At 37.4% G+C, this 17,758-nt stretch carries 19 protein-coding genes; 6 read left to right on the forward strand and 13 right to left on the reverse strand.

Annotation, left to right across the window (positions count from 1 at the left end; all coding sequences use genetic code 11):
- The gene (locus AZF08_RS04890) at positions 1–1,458 is read right to left on the reverse strand and encodes a sensor histidine kinase (protein WP_033674229.1); all 1,458 of its coding nucleotides are present in this window, start codon (positions 1,456–1,458) and stop codon (positions 1–3) included.
- Positions 1,459–1,819: 361 nt separating this feature from the next.
- On the opposite strand from AZF08_RS04890, the gene AZF08_RS04895 reads away from it, so the two are divergent.
- The 3 genes from AZF08_RS04895 (at position 1,820) to mscL (ending at position 4,171) form a co-directional block, all read left to right on the forward strand.
- Complete coding sequence (locus AZF08_RS04895) at positions 1,820–2,500, forward strand: ankyrin repeat domain-containing protein (RefSeq protein WP_033674232.1); 681 nt, start codon at positions 1,820–1,822, stop codon at positions 2,498–2,500.
- A gap of 190 nt (positions 2,501–2,690) precedes the next feature.
- Positions 2,691–3,617: a Gfo/Idh/MocA family protein gene (locus AZF08_RS04900; protein ID WP_033674234.1), complete on the forward strand. Its 927-nt coding sequence runs from the start codon at positions 2,691–2,693 to the stop codon at positions 3,615–3,617.
- A gap of 155 nt (positions 3,618–3,772) precedes the next feature.
- The gene (gene mscL / locus AZF08_RS04905; RefSeq protein WP_033674236.1) at positions 3,773–4,171 is read left to right on the forward strand and encodes a large conductance mechanosensitive channel protein MscL; all 399 of its coding nucleotides are present in this window, start codon (positions 3,773–3,775) and stop codon (positions 4,169–4,171) included.
- A gap of 58 nt (positions 4,172–4,229) precedes the next feature.
- Here mscL and AZF08_RS04910 read toward each other — a convergent pair whose 3' ends face one another.
- Positions 4,230–4,502, reverse strand: a complete 273-nt coding sequence (locus tag AZF08_RS04910) for a DUF3917 domain-containing protein (RefSeq protein ID WP_033674238.1) — start codon at positions 4,500–4,502, stop codon at positions 4,230–4,232.
- Positions 4,503–4,661: 159 nt separating this feature from the next.
- Here AZF08_RS04910 and AZF08_RS04915 point away from each other — a divergent pair, with 159 nt between their 5' ends.
- Together AZF08_RS04915 and AZF08_RS04920 are read left to right on the forward strand one after the other, a co-directional pair.
- Positions 4,662–5,234 carry a GNAT family N-acetyltransferase gene (locus tag AZF08_RS04915; RefSeq protein ID WP_033674240.1) on the forward strand — a complete coding sequence of 191 codons (573 nt, stop codon included), beginning with the start codon at positions 4,662–4,664 and terminating at the stop codon, positions 5,232–5,234.
- A gap of 158 nt (positions 5,235–5,392) precedes the next feature.
- The gene (locus tag AZF08_RS04920; RefSeq protein WP_051725712.1) at positions 5,393–5,581 is read left to right on the forward strand and encodes a hypothetical protein; all 189 of its coding nucleotides are present in this window, start codon (positions 5,393–5,395) and stop codon (positions 5,579–5,581) included.
- Between the two features lie 37 nt (positions 5,582–5,618).
- Here the strand turns inward: AZF08_RS04920 and ccpA are convergent, their stop codons facing one another.
- The 4 genes from ccpA to AZF08_RS04940 all read right to left on the reverse strand — a co-directional run bounded on the left by ccpA (position 5,619) and on the right by AZF08_RS04940 (position 9,162).
- Positions 5,619–6,617, reverse strand: coding sequence for a catabolite control protein A (gene ccpA / locus AZF08_RS04925; protein ID WP_033674243.1), 999 nt, complete (start codon positions 6,615–6,617; stop codon positions 5,619–5,621).
- A gap of 426 nt (positions 6,618–7,043) precedes the next feature.
- Positions 7,044–8,114, reverse strand: coding sequence for a bifunctional 3-deoxy-7-phosphoheptulonate synthase/chorismate mutase (locus AZF08_RS04930; protein WP_033674246.1), 1,071 nt, complete (start codon positions 8,112–8,114; stop codon positions 7,044–7,046).
- Positions 8,115–8,285: 171 nt separating this feature from the next.
- Positions 8,286–8,612, reverse strand: coding sequence for a bacillithiol system redox-active protein YtxJ (ytxJ, locus tag AZF08_RS04935; protein ID WP_033674248.1), 327 nt, complete (start codon positions 8,610–8,612; stop codon positions 8,286–8,288).
- 1 nt (position 8,613) lies between these two features.
- On the reverse strand, positions 8,614–9,162 hold the full coding sequence (locus AZF08_RS04940) for a DUF948 domain-containing protein (RefSeq protein WP_033674251.1): 549 nt from the start codon (positions 9,160–9,162) through the stop codon (positions 8,614–8,616).
- A gap of 142 nt (positions 9,163–9,304) precedes the next feature.
- Between AZF08_RS04940 and AZF08_RS04945 the strand changes: the two genes are divergently transcribed.
- Entirely contained in the window at positions 9,305–10,420 is a 1,116-nt protein-coding gene (locus AZF08_RS04945; RefSeq protein ID WP_033674253.1) for an aminopeptidase, read from the forward strand.
- 91 nt (positions 10,421–10,511) lie between these two features.
- Here the strand turns inward: AZF08_RS04945 and AZF08_RS28380 are convergent, their stop codons facing one another.
- The 7 genes from AZF08_RS28380 to AZF08_RS04975 all read right to left on the reverse strand — a co-directional run.
- The gene (locus AZF08_RS28380) at positions 10,512–10,697 is read right to left on the reverse strand and encodes a hypothetical protein (RefSeq protein WP_082246047.1); all 186 of its coding nucleotides are present in this window, start codon (positions 10,695–10,697) and stop codon (positions 10,512–10,514) included.
- Positions 10,698–10,717: 20 nt separating this feature from the next.
- A complete protein-coding gene (locus AZF08_RS04950) occupies positions 10,718–11,116 on the reverse strand; it encodes a PH domain-containing protein (protein WP_033674255.1) in 399 nt (132 codons plus the stop codon).
- Positions 11,117–11,194: 78 nt separating this feature from the next.
- Positions 11,195–11,686: a GNAT family N-acetyltransferase gene (locus AZF08_RS04955; protein WP_033674257.1), complete on the reverse strand. Its 492-nt coding sequence runs from the start codon at positions 11,684–11,686 to the stop codon at positions 11,195–11,197.
- Positions 11,686–12,231, reverse strand: a complete 546-nt coding sequence (locus AZF08_RS04960; protein ID WP_033674259.1) for a GNAT family N-acetyltransferase — start codon at positions 12,229–12,231, stop codon at positions 11,686–11,688. The genes AZF08_RS04955 and AZF08_RS04960 overlap by 1 nt, the downstream gene beginning before the upstream one ends.
- Before the next feature lie 220 nt (positions 12,232–12,451).
- The gene (gene murC, locus AZF08_RS04965) at positions 12,452–13,762 is read right to left on the reverse strand and encodes a UDP-N-acetylmuramate--L-alanine ligase (protein WP_033674260.1); all 1,311 of its coding nucleotides are present in this window, start codon (positions 13,760–13,762) and stop codon (positions 12,452–12,454) included.
- Positions 13,763–14,010: 248 nt separating this feature from the next.
- Entirely contained in the window at positions 14,011–15,129 is a 1,119-nt protein-coding gene (locus AZF08_RS04970) for a nicotinate phosphoribosyltransferase (protein WP_033674261.1), read from the reverse strand.
- Positions 15,130–15,189: 60 nt separating this feature from the next.
- Positions 15,190–17,758: DNA translocase FtsK (locus AZF08_RS04975; RefSeq protein ID WP_265184959.1), on the reverse strand; the 2,569-nt coding region annotated here is incomplete at its 5' end.

The raw sequence follows: 17,758 nt of genomic DNA on the forward strand, positions 1-17,758 counted from the left end.
CTACTCACCACATTCCTGTACTTTTTTCAATGTGAAGAAAACACTTGTGCTTTCTCCCAATTTACTTTCCGCCCAAATCTTCCCGCCGTGTTCTTCAACAATTTGCTTTGCGATAGCTAAACCAAGTCCACTTCCACCTGTACTAGAATTACGAGACTGTTCTGCACGATAAAACCGTTCAAAAATATACGGAAGTGTATCAGGTTCTATACCCGATCCATTATCCGTCACCTTAACTATTACTACATCCCTTTTATCCAGTAATGTAACCGTAATTTCTTTCAGCGGCTTATCCATATACTTCACGCTATTATGAATCAAATTAGAGACAACTCGCTTCATCTTTTCACGATCGGCTGTTACATAAAACTGCGAAGAATCAAGCGATTGAAGGTATAAATTAATTCCATTTTTACTCAAATCCATCTGCATCTCTTCTATCAAATCTTCCATAAACGTATATAATTCTATCGTCTCAAATTGAAATGGCACCCGATTCAAATCTAATTTTGAAAATAAAAATAGCTCATCAATGAGTGTATCCATATGCGTTGCTTTCGTATAAATTGTTGTTAAGTATTTGTCCATCTTTTCCGGCGTATTTGCGACTCCGTCTTTTATTCCTTCTACATAGCCAATAATAGATGTAATTGGTGTTTTTAAATCATGTGAGATATTCGAAATGAGTTCTTTTCGATTTTCTTCATATTGCGCTTGTACTTCAATTGATTCTTTTAATTTCTGTCTCATTTCTTCAAATGCTTGGTTTAATTGTCCAATTTCATCATGTGACGTAACTGGAATTTGAAAATGTAAATCCCCATCTTTAATTCTTCCGGTTGCATCCTTCAATGTGAGAATAGGTTTTATCACACTTCTCGAAACAAAATAACTTAATAATCCAATGATAAAAATAGCTAAAAGTAATAACGATATAAATAAAATGGGAAATAACTTTTGCGTTAAATCTACATACGAACTTTGCTTATTTAATACAAATATACTTCCTTTTTCATTATGAGGAAAATAAAAATCAAACTTCACGTAACGATAAAATGTATCATTTAATTCAGCAGTACCGCGACTGTTAATATTCGTTGCTTCAAATTTTGGGAGAGCTCCTTTTAGAGCGGAACTTTCAATTTCTTTTGATGCATAGGAAATTGTTTCTCCTTTCCTCACAATAATCTTCACACCTTTTTTCTCCAATGATGGCATCATTGCTTCATCTAATAATTGTGATTGATTCTGCTTAGCTGCTAATTTTAATTCAAGGAAAGCATTTTCTTCCTCTGGTGTCAGTGGCTTTTGGATGTAAGAACTCTTATAGAAGTTTTTCACTGATTCTAAATCCCCAGTAATAGAAAAAACAATTAGAAAACCCGCAACCAACAAAAGGGCAACTGAAACAAAAATAACAGCAATATAAGACAATAAAAACCTTGTTTTAATAGACATCATTCAAATCCTCACTTTATAAAGCTTCCTACGTTATTCATAAGCATAAGAAGATATTTCCGAATACTCAAGCGATTTTATAGTTATTTTAGCCGTAGTTTATAAAAAATTAATATTTATATTTTACAGTATAAAATAAGACACCTATATTCCAATACAATTCTTATAAAGTGAAACTTTAATCAGTGGGGTTTTCTTCATCCCCCACTGATTATTAGCCTTCACCAATCGGGTTTTTACGGGCAGTTGATCCCTCACCTATCTTCCTCGTTTCTCTCTATATCTTGAAGTGGGGGTCTTACTACCCTAAAATAGCGGGATAAAAGTAAGAGCAATCTTGATAAGAAGGTGGTGAACTTCCCTGTTAAAAAGAACGTTAAGTATGATATGTTGTGTATTCTTTTTACAAGGCTGTACACAAGAACAAGAACCTAAAAAGGAGATGAAAAACATGGAGGAGCAATTACTTACGGCTACCGAGAAAAAAGAGACAGCTACCGTTATATCATTACTTAGGCAAGGAACAAATATAAATGTAACAGATAATAAAGGACGTACTCCCATTATGATTGCTACATACGGAAATGATGTAAAAACTGCAAAAATACTACTTGATGCCGGGGCTGATGTGAACATCCAAGATGGGATGAAAAACAACCCGTTCTTATACGCTGGTGCTGAAGGCTATTTAGAAATTTTAAAACTAACAATTGATGCCGGCGCCGATCCAGCACTTACAAATCGTTATGGGGGAACAGCTCTTATTCCAGCAGCAGAACATGACTATGTCGACGTAATAAAAGAAATGCTAACTCGAACAAACATTGATGTAAACCATGTAAATAACCTCGGATGGACCGCTTTAAAGGAAGCCATCGTACTAAGTAATGGGAATGAAAAACAACAACAAGTAATACACCTCTTAATTGAACATGGCGCTAATATAAACATTCCGGATCATGATGGAATTACTCCACTACAACATGCACGCGCTCACAACTTTAAAGAAATTGAAGAGATTTTACTACAAGCAGGTGCCTAGAAATCAACTGTTCATGAATAGGCGATTGTATAATGTAAAATCATCCGAAGTGCTTGTAGTAAGAGAGCACTTCGGGTATATCTAGATTTTAATTTTTGTTTCTTTCCCATACATATGCTACATTATAGTTGCCACACATGGCTACACGGCTATACAACTTATAGCAATTCATTATAGGGTGGGAAAAGACATGAACAAACCTCGAATTGGTATGATTGGACTAGGAAGCATTGCTCAAAAAGCGTATCTTCCAACACTTACAAAGGAAACAAATTGGACTTTTATGGGAGCGTTTACACCAAATTTTGAAAAGCGCAAACAAATTTGTGGGCAATATCGTATTCAAGACTTCTCTAGCATACAAACGCTCGCTTCAGAATGTGACGCAATGTTTGTACATAGTTCCACTGCAACTCATTATGAAATTGTTTCCGAACTTCTTCAAAAAGGAATCGATGTTTACGTTGATAAACCGTTAGCTGCTACAACCGAACAAGCTGAAATACTAGTAGAACTTAGTGAAAAGCATAATCGAAAACTTATGGTTGGCTTCAATCGCCGTTTCGTTCCTATGTATGTTGCTGCGAAAGAACAAGCAAATGATATTTCATGGATTCGGATTGAAAAACATCGCACAAACAAAGTCGGTCCGTATACATACGACTTTACAATGCTGGATGATTATTTGCATATTGTCGATACGGCTCGCTGGTTAGCTAATGGTGACCTTCGCGTTGTTCACGATATGGTGCAAACTAATGAAAAAGATGAACTTCTTTATGGGCATCATACATATACAAGTACACACGGTACATTACTTTCTACCGCTATGCATCGCCATGCTGGAACAAATTTAGAACAAATCGAGCTTGTCACAACAGGAAAAATCATTCGTGTAAAGAACATGAATACACTAGAAATCGAGCAAGATAATCATGTTACACAAAGCGGTTCGCCTTCATGGGAAACAACATTAAAACAGCGAGGGTTCGAAGATGCTGTACATCATTTCATCGATTGTGTACAAGGAGATACGAAACCTCTTATTGATGGAATAGAAGGATTAAAATCACAGCAACTGTTGCAATCATTACTACAACCTGTTAAAAGAAAGTAAATTGCAGAATTTAGATTTTACGGAAGGAAACGGATACATTTTTCTGAATTTACTTTCATTCCCATTCACTCTTTATTTCTACTACAGATTTCTATAGAATGTTTGATAGGAATTATAAATTTCATACTGAATCGTGGAAAGGATGGGAATCACAAATGTTGAACGAATTTAAAAAGTTCGCTTTAAAAGGGAATGTTATTGATCTAGCTGTCGGGGTTGTAATTGGTGGTGCATTTGGTAAAATTGTTTCTTCATTAGTAGGCGATGTTATCATGCCATTGATCGGATTACTACTTGGTGGAATAAACTTCAAAGGACTTTCCTTTACATTCTATGACGCACAAGTTAAATATGGCGCATTTATTCAAACAGTTGTTGACTTCTTAATTATCGCTTTCTCCATTTTCTTATTCATTAAGCTCTTCAACAAACTAACATTCAAAAAAGAAGAAGAAAAGAAAGAAGAAGTACCAGAACCAACAAAAGAAGAAGTACTTCTTGGCGAAATTCGTGACTTATTGAAACAACAAAACGCTTCAAAAGACAACGCGTAATAGAACGGTAGAACGTACAAAAGGCATGCCCCTTATGGGACATGCCTTTCTTTATATCTTATAACGTTTCCGAATTCATATGAATAAACCAAATAATACCGGCAACCATTAATACCATGATAGAACCTGCAAACAATGTAATTGCAACAAATACAAAACTTGTGCTTACATCAGCTGAAATACTTTCAATAAAAATAGAAGTTACATACGTGATAAGGGCAATCCCGGCAAGAATACTTCCTGGAACAAAGCGCTTTAAGCCATCTTGTTTTAACGTCATATATGCAAACAACGCAGTCATACAAAGCGTAATTATCCAAAGAATGATCATCTATTCTTCCCCCCTCACAAACCTTTTCTTTTTATTATACATGACATTGCGTAGTTATAGGGGAATTCTATTCAGACGCAGATTATAAATTGAATGCTTTCCGCCTCTATTCTCCCTCGGTAAATACATACTAAGATAGAATAAAAAGGAGAAAAGTACATGATGAAATTACTACACTTCCCCCAAGAGGATTGTCCACTATATTTAAAAGAACAAATTATTTCTCTTATGCAGCAAGAGTGGCCTGAAGTGTTTGTAAGTGAAAAAGACGTACATTGGCCAGATTCTCCAGAAACATACCCTATTTCTCTCGTACTTGTCGAAAATCACATAGTTATAAGTCATGTTTCCATTCCACATACATACATAAAACATAGAGATCAAACATATAAAGCATACGGGCTAAGTGAAGTTATGACAAATCCTACTTATCGTCACCAAGGGTATGGGTTAAAGCTTATAAAAGAAGCTGCTTTGTTTATAGAAAAGCAAAAACCGGATATCAGCATATTTACTTGTAAACCAAATTTAGTTTCCTTTTACAGGCAAGGAGGATGGATAGAACAACCTTATACATACCTAGTTGGTGGCACACGCCTCAAACCCTTCCGAAGTGATGCTTTAGGATTATCAACGATGATGCGCTTATTTTCCGACAAAGCTCTTAAGCATCAACATACATTTGAGGAAACAGATATTCACCTTGAATTAGGCGAAAATAAACTTTGGTAAAAAAACATTTCACATTCATATAAATGACAACACAAAAAGGTAAACTAATAGAAGCTTTTATTCAAAATATTGCAGAAGGTAAACTATCTTCTGTCATTGAACATATAACAGAAGTATCCAGTGGACTGTAGTAGGTAATTTATTTATTCGAGGAAACAATGAACACGAATGAATATAAAGAGCTAATTATCACCAATACGATCACACATGGCATTACAGCGGTCATTGATGGCACAGTAAAAGTAGATGAGGAAAAGACCCTTTCTTTCTACCATATTTTCCGTTTTAACAAATTTAAAGACGGCAAAATTAAAGAGATTACATCCTATATAATTGAAAACAAATAAAAAACTCACAGCACCAAGCTGTGAGTTTTTCTTATTCTTACTTCGTTGAATTTCTAAATTGAATACGGTGAGGTAAGATAACTGTATGATCTTCTACTTTTTCTTTGTTCATATATTTTGTAAGCAAGCGCATTGCTACTGCACCGATATCATACATTGGTTGTACAACTGTTGAAAGTTGCGGGCGTACCATTAATGCAAGACGTGTATTATCAAAGCCAAGTACTTCTACGTCTTCTGGTACATTTAGTCCAGCGTCTTGCACTGCGTGGATTACACCTAGTGCCATTTCATCTGAAGATACGAAGATTGCTGTTGGTTTTTGGTCAGCTTCCCAAAGCTTTTCAAATGCTTCGATACCTGAGTCGTATGTGTAATCTCCATCGATTACAAGAGCTTCATCATATGCGATGCCAACTTCTTCTAACGCCTTTTTATAACCTTGTAATTTCTTCGCGCTTCCTGCTTTGTCAATGTAAGGGCCCGATACAAAACCGATACGCTTATGACCTTGTTCTAGGAAATGCTTCATTGCATCATAAGCTGCTTGTGTATAATCAATATTTACTGATGAAGTTTCATTCGCCTCATCAAATGATGCTGCTAAGACGATTGGTACTGGAGATTTTTTAAATTCTTCTACATGGATGTCTGTAATATCTTCACCCATGAATACAATACCGTCCACTTGTTTACCAAGCATTGTATTTAATAAGTGGAATTCTTTTTCTTTATTTTGATCCGAGTTACTTAAAATGATGTTATATTTGTACATTGTTGCGATATCTTCAATCCCACGTGCAAGTTCTGCATAAAACGTATTCGAGATATCTGGAATAATAACACCTACTGTTGTTGTCTTTTTACTTGCTAGTCCACGTGCTACCGCATTTGGGCGGTACCCTAAACGATCAATTGCTTCTAATACTTTCTTTCTTGTTGTAGGCTTTACATTTGGGTTACCGTTCACAACACGTGATACGGTTGCCATCGAGACATTTGCCTCGCGTGCTACATCATAGATTGTTACGTTCATCTCTTCGCACACTCCTTCTATTTATGTTATCTATCTTATGTATCGGTTCACTTGAATGAAAAAAAGACATCAACTCTATTTGAAGATGTCACCAATCGTCCCGAGTCCTTTTACTAATGATACGATAAAAATACAGGCTCATACAATATTTTCCCGCAAAAGTTTCGAAAAAATTCGCTTGTTTTCTCCTATTTTCGTATTTTTTATGTAAAAAAGGACATTTTCTGCATAAAATGAAACTTTAATCAATGGATATTTTCTTCACCCCCACTGATTATCAGCCCTCGCCAATTGGGCTTTTGAAGACCGTTTCTCTCCGACCTACCGTGTATGCTTTCGCTGAATTCCAAGGTGGGAGTAATTACCACCTGTTTTACAGAGAAAAGTCTATGCACAAGTGTCGCATAGACCTTAATTTTTAAAAAACTATCTACCACGAAATGCTTTTAATTCTTTCATAAATTGATTGAATTCTGGAATATCCATTTGTTGTGCTGAATCTGATAATGCTACAGCTGGATCCGGATGTACTTCAGCCATGACCGCATCAGCACCGATCGCCATTGCTGCTTTTGCAGTTGGTAACAGAAGGTCACGACGCCCTGTAGAATGCGTTACATCGACTACAACAGGTAAATGTGTTTCTTTCTTTAAAATCGGTACAGCGGAAATGTCTAGCGTATTACGTGTTGCTTTCTCATATGTTCGAATACCACGTTCACATAAAATAATATCTCCATTACCTTGTGCAATAATATATTCTGCCGCATATATAAACTCTTCAATCGTCGCTGATAAACCGCGTTTTAATAATACTGGTTTTTTCACAGCACCCGCAGCTTTGAGCAGTTCGAAGTTTTGCATATTACGTGCCCCAATTTGAATCACATCAACATAATCTAATGCCATTTCAATATCATTCGGATTCAAAATTTCACTAATAACCGCTAAATCATATTCATCCGCAACTTGACGTAAAATCTGTAATCCTTCTAATCCAAGACCTTGGAAATCATAAGGTGATGTACGAGGTTTAAATGCACCACCGCGCATAAGCTTTAATCCTTGTTCTTTCATTGCTTCCGCTACTTGACGCACTTGCTCATAACTTTCTACCGCACAAGGTCCCATAATAAAGTGAGGATTTCCATCACCAATTTTTTCACCTTTTATATCAACAATCGTATCTTCTGCCTTTTTCTTACGCGAAACAAGAAGCGCCTTGCGATGATCGTCTTCTTGTAATTCTAAGCCTGTCTGAAAAATTTGTTTAAAAATATGCTGAAGCGTAGATGTTTCAAACGGTCCATCGTTCTTCTCCGCAATTAAATCCAGCATGCTTCTTTCACGTACAGGGTCAAATCGTTTCACACCTTGTACTTCTTTCAATTTACCGACTTCTTGAACAAGACGACCTCTTTCATTTAGTAATTCTAAAATTTGTAGGTTCATTTGATCGATTTGAGAACGTAAACGATCTAGTTCTTGTGATGCCATAAGAAAGCCACCTCTTTCAAAGTTGTTTATATATATGTTTAATTACTTTATTATCATGTTTAAGATAACTTATTATATCGGATAGACATCAGGTTGTCACATGATATACTTTACAAATATATTTAATAAATCCTAAAACAAAAAGAAGCAAGCGAATCCGCTTGCTTCTTCCTACTTCACATTCTCTTCTAAAGTTTGCTTCTTAATATTCCAATGAGATGTATGCCATACCGCCATACCATCTTTTATGTACAGCACTTGTGGAGACTCATGTTTAATACCGAAGTGCTCTGCGATACGGTTTGAAACATCTCTTGCATCTTGCACGTATAAATAATACGCAGGTGTTTCTTTTTCATCATGACAATATGCTTCAAATTCTGTATATGCTCCGTGGCTAATTGGGCATGTTGTACTATGTTTAAAAAGGATATATGGTTCTGGTGTTTCTAATAATGCTTCAAACTCTTCCATTGTTTCAATCTTTGTCATGCTCATTTTATTCACCTCTCATACGAATCGGAAGTCTAGAACGCTTCTCTTTCTTCTCTGCTTTCTCTAACTTCTTCTCAGCTTTTTCTAGCTTCTTTTCTTGTCTAGTAGCACGGTAGTGATTGTAGACTTCAATCGCTGCACTACTCCATTGTACAACTTGCGCTACTTTATCTGCATTATTTTCAATTTCATTCGTAACAGAATCCGATACACTGCGAAGCTTCGTATTTAAAGAATGAATTGTTGTTCCGATTCCATCTACGCCTTCTACTACTTTATTTAACGACTGTGACTTCTGTTGAATATCATCAGCTAACGCGTTCGTCTTATGTAATAATTGCTCCGTCTCTACGCTTATCCCTTGCATTTGCTTTTCTAATCCTTCTAGTGTTCCTGCAACATTTTCAAGTGTCTTCTGAACCGATAGTAATGTTCTACATACATATACCACCAATACAGCAAAAGCAATTGCGATAATAGCTGCACTTACATATAAAAGAACTTGCATTTCATCACTTCCTTTATCTTTTTCATACTTTCTCCTATTATACAATCATTTTCCGTTTCGTTCTAACCCTTGTCGTTTCATTGGAATTTTCATACTTGTTCGTCAAATGTACCATAAATCATTAAACAAATTCCAGCAAGTAGGTTACAATATAAAAGGATACATAATTAGTAGGGAGGCTTTACATATGAAAGATCCACGCATTGAAACTTTAGCACATAATTTAATTAACTACTCCATCCGCTTACAAAAAGGCGAAAAAGTATTGATTGAAAACTTTGGTCTGCAAAAAGAACTTGTAACTGCACTTGTGAAAGAAGCATATGCAGCTGGTGGTTTCCCGTTCGTTTCATTGAAAGACCATCAAGTAGATCGTTCTTTATTAATGGGTGCTACTGAAGAGCACTTCGAGCAAATCGCTGCATATGAAGCAAGCGTAATGAAAGATATGGATGCTTATATCGGTCTTCGCTCTGGTGATAACATTAATGAACAAGCTGACGTTCCAAGTGAACGTATGAAAATCCATGGTCAAACAGTAGGTAAAAAAGTTCATAGAGACATCCGTGTTCCAAAAACACGATGGGTTGTTCTTCGCTACCCAAATGCGTCTATGGCACAGCTTGCAAAAATGAGCACAGAAGCATTCGAAGACTTCTACTTCGAAGTATGTAACTTAGATTACGGCAAAATGGATAAAGCAATGGATAACCTTGTTGAACTCATGAACAGAACAGATAAAGTTCGCCTTGCTGGTCCTGGAACTGACTTAACATTCTCTATTAAAGATATTCCAGCTATTAAATGCTCGGGTCATTTAAATATTCCAGACGGTGAAGTATACTCTGCACCAGTTCGCGATTCTGTTAACGGTACAGTTTCTTACAACACACCATCGCCTTACAATGGCTATACATTCGAAAATGTACAACTTACATTTAAAAACGGTCAAATCATTGAAGCAACTGCGAACGATACAGAACGTATCAACAAAATCTTTGATACAGATGAAGGTGCACGCTACGTTGGTGAATTTGCAATCGGCGTAAACCCATACATCTTACATCCAATGGGCGATATCCTATTTGATGAAAAAATCGATGGCAGCTTCCACTTCACTCCTGGACAAGCTTACGACGATGCATGGAATGGCAATAACTCTAACATCCACTGGGATTTAGTATGCATCCAACGTCCTGAATACGGCGGAGGCGAAATTTACTTCGACGACGTATTAATCCGTAAAGACGGTCGCTTCGTGGTACCTGAATTAGAAGCTTTAAATCCTGAGAACTTAAAATAGAACAAAGAAGAGCTCTCCTTTTCGTTAGGAGAGCTCTTTTTATGTGTCGTATTTTGCCGAATGGTCGATACGTTGTGTTGAATCGCCGATATTATTTCTCTATTTTATGTTCCTTACTTCGAGTTTGACGAGAATGATAATACAACAAAAGTACAACTGCTAAAATGCCTACCGCTACCGATACATACAAAGGCCACCCCCAGCGAACATGCCCTCTGACACAAACGACCAGTACCATCAATAATTCAAAACAAAATAACAGCCGAAAATGTTTCATGTTTCATCTCTCGCCTCCCATTATGCTTTCACATCTATTTTCACATGTGGATTCGCTTCTTGAATGAGTGACAAAAACTTCTCCTTCCCTTTTGGCATAGCAAGCATATGTACTTTATATTGATTTGTTGTAATTTCGAGTGATTTTCCAACTTGACGAATAACTCTCACATCAGATAACACAATGTCATCATTCAATATACCGTACTTTAATACACCATTTTCTACAGTATGTTTCTTAATAAATACTTCCCAAACGAGTGGTACATTTACAATAAGACAGATCGCCATTCCTATCAGTGCTGATCCCCAGTTCCCTTTGTTTATAATCAGCATCCCGATTGGTAAAACAACCATAAGAATTAACATCGCACTTACAAAAATCATAATTGGTGTGCTTCTTTGAATAGGAAAGTTCATATCATCACCTCCACCCCTAATTATACTATATTTTCCATTTCTACCAACAAAAATAGAGACCTTTTTGATCTCTATTTTTCAAAAAACATACTTATAAAATTTCTTATCTACTTGAAGCACCGGAAAACTCTCTGGCAACTCTTCCATTCTAATACTCTGAAATCCACTTTTCTCATAGAAGCGATGTGCCGCAAAAAACTGTACTGTTGTTCCTAAATAAATGCCTTCTAATCCTTTTTCTTTCGCCCAAGAAATGGCTGTTTGTAATAAAAGACTCGCTGTCCCCCACACTTTACCCCTGAATTCTTTTTTCACAAACATTTTTCTTAAGGCCACTTGTTCATTTCCAATATCTAATAAAGCCACAGTTCCAACTACTTTTTCTTCATACGTTGCCACCCAAAAGTTTCCGTTCTCCCTTTGATAAAATTGCTCAATCTCTAGTAAATCTGGCTGCTCTTCCCTTGTGATTGGTACGTTATATTCTTTTTGCTGAATATGAACAATTAAATCAACTACGTCAGATTGATACCTACTTTCATATGGCGTAATACAAATCTTATCGTTCATCAATTTCCCTTCCATTCTGAAGCTAATAAACTATATACGGCAATATCATGAAAATGGTCATAGAGCCATTCTTCATCACGCATAATTCCGTCTAAGTGAAAACCAAGTCGCTCTGGAATCGCACGGCTTTTTTGATTCTCTACCCCGCAACGGATTTCTATCTTATTCAATTTTAAATCCTCAAACGCATAGCGAAGCACAGCTTTTACACTTCGCGTCATAATTCCTTTTCCACCTGCTTCTTCGGCAAGGTAATATCCAAGACTCGTTGCTTTCTTTCCCCAGCTTACCTCGTGAATACCAACCATTCCAACGAGCCTTCCTTTATAACGTATACCCGTTTCAAAACCGTTTCCATCTGCAAATTTCTTCAGCCACATCGGAAGAATTTCGTCATATGCATCCGCAGATTTTGTATGATCTACCCACGGAAGCCACTTTCTTAAATGCTCCCTGTTTTGATCGACCAATTGATACAACTCTTCTTTATGATGTTTTTCTAGCAATTGAAGTTCGATTTCATCATCGATTCGAAGTGTGAACATTTTCTCTATCCCCTTGTGCATTTTCTTATTATTCTAACATTTGAAGATAGAAAATGTTAAGGTTTATATACAAAAAGAACATGCACCACCAATATATCAGCGCTTTTTGAAATATATCGACCGTTTCTCATGATATATCGGCGATTCGACACAACATATCGACCAATCGACACTGTTTGACAAAAAAGACGTGCAGCCGTCGCTGCACGTCTTCTCTTTATTACTTCTCCGCAACTTGCACTTCTTTCACGTAAGCTGCTTCGAATTTTTGGATGTCACCTGCGCCCATAAAAATGAGTACGCCAGTTTTATGTTTCTTCAATATATCTGTTGTTGTATCTGTAATCAATTCTGCACCATCAATACGTTGTTGCAGGTCTTGAATCGTTAAATCACCTTTGTTTTCACGTGCTGATCCGAAAATATCACATAAGTATACCTGGTCAGCTTTGCTTAGGCTTTCTGCAAACTCATCTAAGAATTTTTCTGTACGTGAGAATGTATGTGGCTGGAATACAGCGACAACTTCACGCTCTGGATATTTTTGACGAGCAGCTTCAATCGTTACATTAATTTCTGTCGGATGGTGTGCATAGTCATCGATGATGACTTGTTCTCCCATCGGCTTTGCATTAAAGCGACGTTTTACGCCTCCAAAAGTTGTTAATTGTTGTTTTACCGCTTCTACATCAACATTTTCATAGTGGCAAAGCGCAATAACCGCTAACGCATTTAATACGCTGTGATTGCCGTATCCTGTAATTTGGAACGTTTCATAATACGTATTACGAACGAACACATCAAATACAGTACCATCTGTTCTCTTTTGGATGTTACGAGCTTGGAAGTCATTATCTTCACCAAATCCATAGAAAATAACAGGTACTTTCGCTTGAATTTTTTGAAGTTCTTCATCATCACCACATGCAATAATTCCTTTTTTCACTTGCAATGCCATCTCTTGGAATGCGCTAAATACATCATTCACATCTGTAAAATAATCCGGATGATCAAAATCAATATTTGTCATAATTGCATAGTCTGGATAGTAAGACAAGAAATGACGACGATACTCACATGCTTCAAACACAAAATACTTACTATTTTCTACCCCATGCCCTGTTCCATCTCCAATAAGGTAAGATGTTGGGTGTGCACCTTGCATTACATGGGCTAACAAACCTGTTGTTGATGTTTTTCCGTGTGCACCTGTTACAGCAACACTTGTATACTTATTCATAAGATTCCCTAAAAAGTGGTGGTAACGGTGTACTGGGATATTTAATTCTTGTGCTGCTACGATCTCTTCATGCGTATCAGGAAACGCGTTTCCTGCGATAACCACTTGTCCTTCTTTTACATTATTTCTATCAAAAGGAAGGATGGAGATACCACGCTTTTCCAAAGCTGTTTGTGTAAAGAAACGTTTTTCAAAATCAGAACCTTGAACAGTGTGCTTCATGTCATGAAGAATTTGTGCTAATGAACTCATTCCTGTTCCTTTAATTCCTACAAAATGGTAAACTGTCATCTTAAAGAACCTCCAACATTTCGAACTAATATAACGGCCTATCTATAAGACAGTATATGAATCTTTTCTTATTTTGGTAATCATCATATATTTCCGGGTACGGTGAAACTTTAATCTGTTATCACCAGTCGGGATAAACACGTACTTCTCTTATGTCCATAACAAACCTATTATAGCAAAAAACAATCCGTTATACTATGATAACAGAAAAACTGATAGGGTCAATCGCCTATCAGTTTTTCCTTTACTTACATATCTTCTCTTTTTTCTAATTGAACGCGCACTAGACGCGAGTTTGGACGATATTTGCGTCCAGCTTTCGCTTCTGGTTTTCCATTTAATTCTACATTATCACCAGTAAAGCCAATGTTCATCTTGAGTAAACTACTGCCTACTCCATATATATCTACAGGAACATTTTTCGCTTCAAATTCACGAATACGTTTCTCATCAAATCCACCAGTTACAACAATATTTACGTGTTGGAAACCTTCTTCATCAAGCGCTTTACGGAGCGCGAAAACAAGGGATGGATTGACACCACGCGGATCAAATGTGCCAAGTACTTCTGGATGACGGATGAAATATTGATCAATCATTGTACGTGATGTATCAACACGCACACCTTTTAATTCTGATCCAAATTCACGTGCCACGCGAAGTGCATCTGTAATGACATCATTGTTGTAATCAATAAGTACAACTAAATCATCTTCTGGGAATTTTTTATAGTACGCTTTAGCCGCTTCTACAACATCCCCATTGAACATTTGAATCAGTGCGTGAGGCATCGTCCCCATTCCACTTCTGCCCCACCATTCATTCATTGCATGTGTCGCTTGTGCACTCATACCACCAGTATAAGCAGCATATCCATCACCAGCTTGCTGCGTATAATGATCATCACGATCACCCATGAAGATAACTGGTTTTTCTTTTTCGCCACTGCGAGCAGCTTGTACAACATTATATACATTCGTCGCAACTGATGTACGACGAGCTAAGATTCCATCAATTACACCTTCTAAAAATCCAAAATATTCGTATGGTCCATGAATTGTTAAAACCGTTTCAAACGGATTAATTTGATCGCCATCCTTTAAAGAATGAATTTCAAGTTCTTCCGGATGTTCAGCGAATGTTTGTAACAATGCCAATACTTCATCTGTTCCACAAAGTACTGCATGTTCTTTTTGGAAAAATTGCATCGTTACAACACTGTTTGGGCGAAATTCTTGAATAATGTCACGAGTTTTTAAAAAGTAAACGGCAGAAAACCAGCCTTCTCCAACTCGTTCATCGAATTTAAATGTTCTATTTGTTAGTCGATTGATTTCACCTTTTTGTTTTAATTCAATTTCTTTCATGTCGTTTACTCCCTACTTTACTATCCAACATTTTCTCTTAGTATACAGCAAAACCGGTCCCTATACATTGGTTTCTTGCATAGCGGCAAATTCATCCTCTGAAATAAGGACATCCCTCGGTTTTGTTCCCCGTGCTTCAGAAATAATTCCTTGTGCTTCCATCTCTTCAATAAGACGTGCCGCACGATTATAACCAATACGGAATTTTCTCTGTACAGAAGATGTAGAGGCTCCCCCTTGCTCTACAACAAATTGACATGCATCAAAAAACAATTCATCTTCCGCTTCATGTTGCTCTGTTTTTGCCAATAAATCCTCTTGCTTAAATAAATAATGAGGTTTCATTTGCTTTTTCACATGAGCAACCGATTTTTCAATTTCATCATCCGATACGTATACACCTTGCACACGAACCGCTTTTGATGTTCCATTTCCTAAAAATAGCATATCGCCGCGGCCAAGTAATTTTTCTGCCCCACCGATATCAATAATCGTACGTGAGTCAACTTGTGATGATACAGTAAACGCAATACGCGTCGGAATGTTTGACTTAATTAAACCTGTAATAACATCTACAGATGGACGCTGCGTTGCAACGACTAAATGAATGCCACAAGCACGTGCTTTTTGTGCAATACGACAAATTGCTTCCTCCACATCGCCAGGAGCAACCATCATTAAATCAGCTAACTCATCAATGACAATGACGATATATGGCAATGTCTCGCCAGGAATTTCCTGTTCACTCATAATCGCATTGTAACGAGTTAAATCACGCGCACCTGCATGTGCAAACGATTCATAGCGGCGTTCCATTTCCTCTACAGCCCATTTTAAAGCCGCTGTCGCTGCTTTAACATCTGTGATAACGGGCGCAACCAGATGCGGTATAGAATTATATGGTGCCAGCTCAACCATTTTCGGATCGATAAGCATCAACTTCACTTCATGTGGTTTCGCTTTGTATAAAATACTCGTTAATATCGCGTTAATACATACACTTTTTCCTGATCCAGTCGCACCAGCAATTAATCCATGCGGCATCTTACGAAGATCTGTTACAATCGGCTCTCCAGAAATATCAAGTCCAAGTGCAACTGTAAGCGGCGATTCACTCTTCGTGAACACAGGGCTTCTTAAAATCTCTCGAAGAAATACTGCTTTACTTTCTTTATTCGGCACTTCAATTCCGATTGCGCTTTTCCCTGGAATCGGTGCTTCAATTCGAATATCTCGAGCCGCTAAGCTTAACTTAATATCATCACTTAAGTTTGTAATTTTATTAACTTTCACACCCGGATCAGGTTGTACTTCAAAACGAGTTACAGCCGGTCCTTGTGAAACATTTATAACATGAGCCCCAACATGGAAATTATTAAACGTCGTATCCAATAATTCTTTCTGCTCTTCCAACCATTCCGTATTATCAAATGATGACTGACTCGGAATTGTCAACAATGTTAATGGTGGCATTGCATATTCAGGCGGTGTTTGCAACACATTACGCATATCATTTTCTCTGCGCGCTACAACATATGCCTTTTCTTGTACTTCTGCCGTTACAACAGGTGTTGTTTCTTCAACTTGCTGAACAGGTTGTTTTTCCAACTGTGTTTCCACTATCACTTGCTGCATTGGTTGCTCTTCTAATTTTGGTTTCACTACTTCTTGGTATACCGTTCTCTCTTCGGCTTGAGCCTCCACTACTTCTTGATGTACCGGTCTCTCTTCGACTTGAGCCTCCACTACTTCTTGATGTACTGATCTCTCTTCAACTTGAGCTTTCACTACTTCTTGATGTACCGGTCTCTCTTCGGCTTGAGCCTCCACTACTTCTTGATGTACTGATCTCTCTTCAACTTGAGCTTTTACTACTTCTTGATGTACCGGTCTCTCTTCGGCTTGAGCCTCCACTACTTCTTGATGTACCGGTCTCTCTTCGGCTTGAGCTTTCACTACTTCTTGATGTACCGGTCTCTCTTCGGCTTGAGCCTCCACTACTTCTTGCATTGGCTTCTCTTCGGCTTGACTTTCTACCACTACTTGCTGCATTGGCTTCTCATTTACTCGTGGAGATTCTTCCACTTGTTGTGTAGGAGCCTGCGTCATGTTATTCACTCTTGCTGCATGTCTTTCCATTAATTTTCTTCTATCTTGTTTTAACATCACAACATTGAACGGGACATGGCGTTTTTTCTCACGCTTTGGCTCTTCTTTTTTCTCAGCAGGCTTTTCTACAGCAACTTCTTGTTTTTTCCCTGTCTCTTCTATTAAAACATTTGCAAAGTTTTGAACATCTTCTTTCGTTTGCTCACTTGCTTCTGAAGTTAGCACACGCTCTTCGTTTTCTGCTTTCAAATCCATTGTTTCTTGTTCAGATAATTCCTCTGCTTCGATGACTAGTTCTTCCTCAGATACTTCTTCTGTTTCCGCAACTAGCTCTTCCTTAAATGCTTCTTCTGTTGCTTCCTCTGTTTCTTCTACTAGCTCTTCTTCAAATGCTTCCTCTGTTTCCGCAACTAGCTCTTCTTCAAATGCTTCCTCTGTTTCCGCAACTAGYTCTTCTTCAAATRCTTCCTCTGTTTCCGCAACTAGCTCTTCTTCAAATGCTTCCTCTGTTTCCGCAACT

It is taken from the genome of Bacillus gaemokensis (assembly GCF_001590835.1).
Taxonomy (GTDB): Bacteria; Bacillota; Bacilli; order Bacillales; family Bacillaceae_G; genus Bacillus_A; species Bacillus_A gaemokensis.

Excerpts from the sequence above, each read along its gene's own strand:
- AZF08_RS04960 (WP_033674259.1), bottom strand. The coding sequence starts at position 12,231 with ATGTTCACACTTCGAATCGATGATGAAATCGAACTTCAATTGCTAGAA.
- AZF08_RS04900 (WP_033674234.1), top strand. The coding sequence starts at position 2,691 with ATGAACAAACCTCGAATTGGTATGATTGGACTAGGAAGCATTGCTCAA.
- AZF08_RS04915 (WP_033674240.1), top strand. The coding sequence starts at position 4,662 with ATGATGAAATTACTACACTTCCCCCAAGAGGATTGTCCACTATATTTA.
- AZF08_RS04970 (WP_033674261.1), bottom strand. The coding sequence starts at position 15,129 with ATGAAAGAAATTGAATTAAAACAAAAAGGTGAAATCAATCGACTAACA.
- AZF08_RS04920 (WP_051725712.1), top strand. The coding sequence starts at position 5,393 with ATGAACACGAATGAATATAAAGAGCTAATTATCACCAATACGATCACA.
- mscL (WP_033674236.1), top strand. The coding sequence starts at position 3,773 with ATGTTGAACGAATTTAAAAAGTTCGCTTTAAAAGGGAATGTTATTGAT.
- ytxJ (WP_033674248.1), bottom strand. The coding sequence starts at position 8,612 with ATGAGCATGACAAAGATTGAAACAATGGAAGAGTTTGAAGCATTATTA.
- AZF08_RS04930 (WP_033674246.1), bottom strand. The coding sequence starts at position 8,114 with ATGGCATCACAAGAACTAGATCGTTTACGTTCTCAAATCGATCAAATG.
- ccpA (WP_033674243.1), bottom strand. The coding sequence starts at position 6,617 with ATGAACGTAACAATCTATGATGTAGCACGCGAGGCAAATGTCTCGATG.
- AZF08_RS04955 (WP_033674257.1), bottom strand. The coding sequence starts at position 11,686 with ATGAACGATAAGATTTGTATTACGCCATATGAAAGTAGGTATCAATCT.
- AZF08_RS28380 (WP_082246047.1), bottom strand. The coding sequence starts at position 10,697 with ATGAAACATTTTCGGCTGTTATTTTGTTTTGAATTATTGATGGTACTG.
- AZF08_RS04910 (WP_033674238.1), bottom strand. The coding sequence starts at position 4,502 with ATGATCATTCTTTGGATAATTACGCTTTGTATGACTGCGTTGTTTGCA.
- murC (WP_033674260.1), bottom strand. The coding sequence starts at position 13,762 with ATGACAGTTTACCATTTTGTAGGAATTAAAGGAACAGGAATGAGTTCA.
- AZF08_RS04950 (WP_033674255.1), bottom strand. The coding sequence starts at position 11,116 with ATGAACTTTCCTATTCAAAGAAGCACACCAATTATGATTTTTGTAAGT.
- AZF08_RS04945 (WP_033674253.1), top strand. The coding sequence starts at position 9,305 with ATGAAAGATCCACGCATTGAAACTTTAGCACATAATTTAATTAACTAC.
- AZF08_RS04890 (WP_033674229.1), bottom strand. The coding sequence starts at position 1,458 with ATGTCTATTAAAACAAGGTTTTTATTGTCTTATATTGCTGTTATTTTT.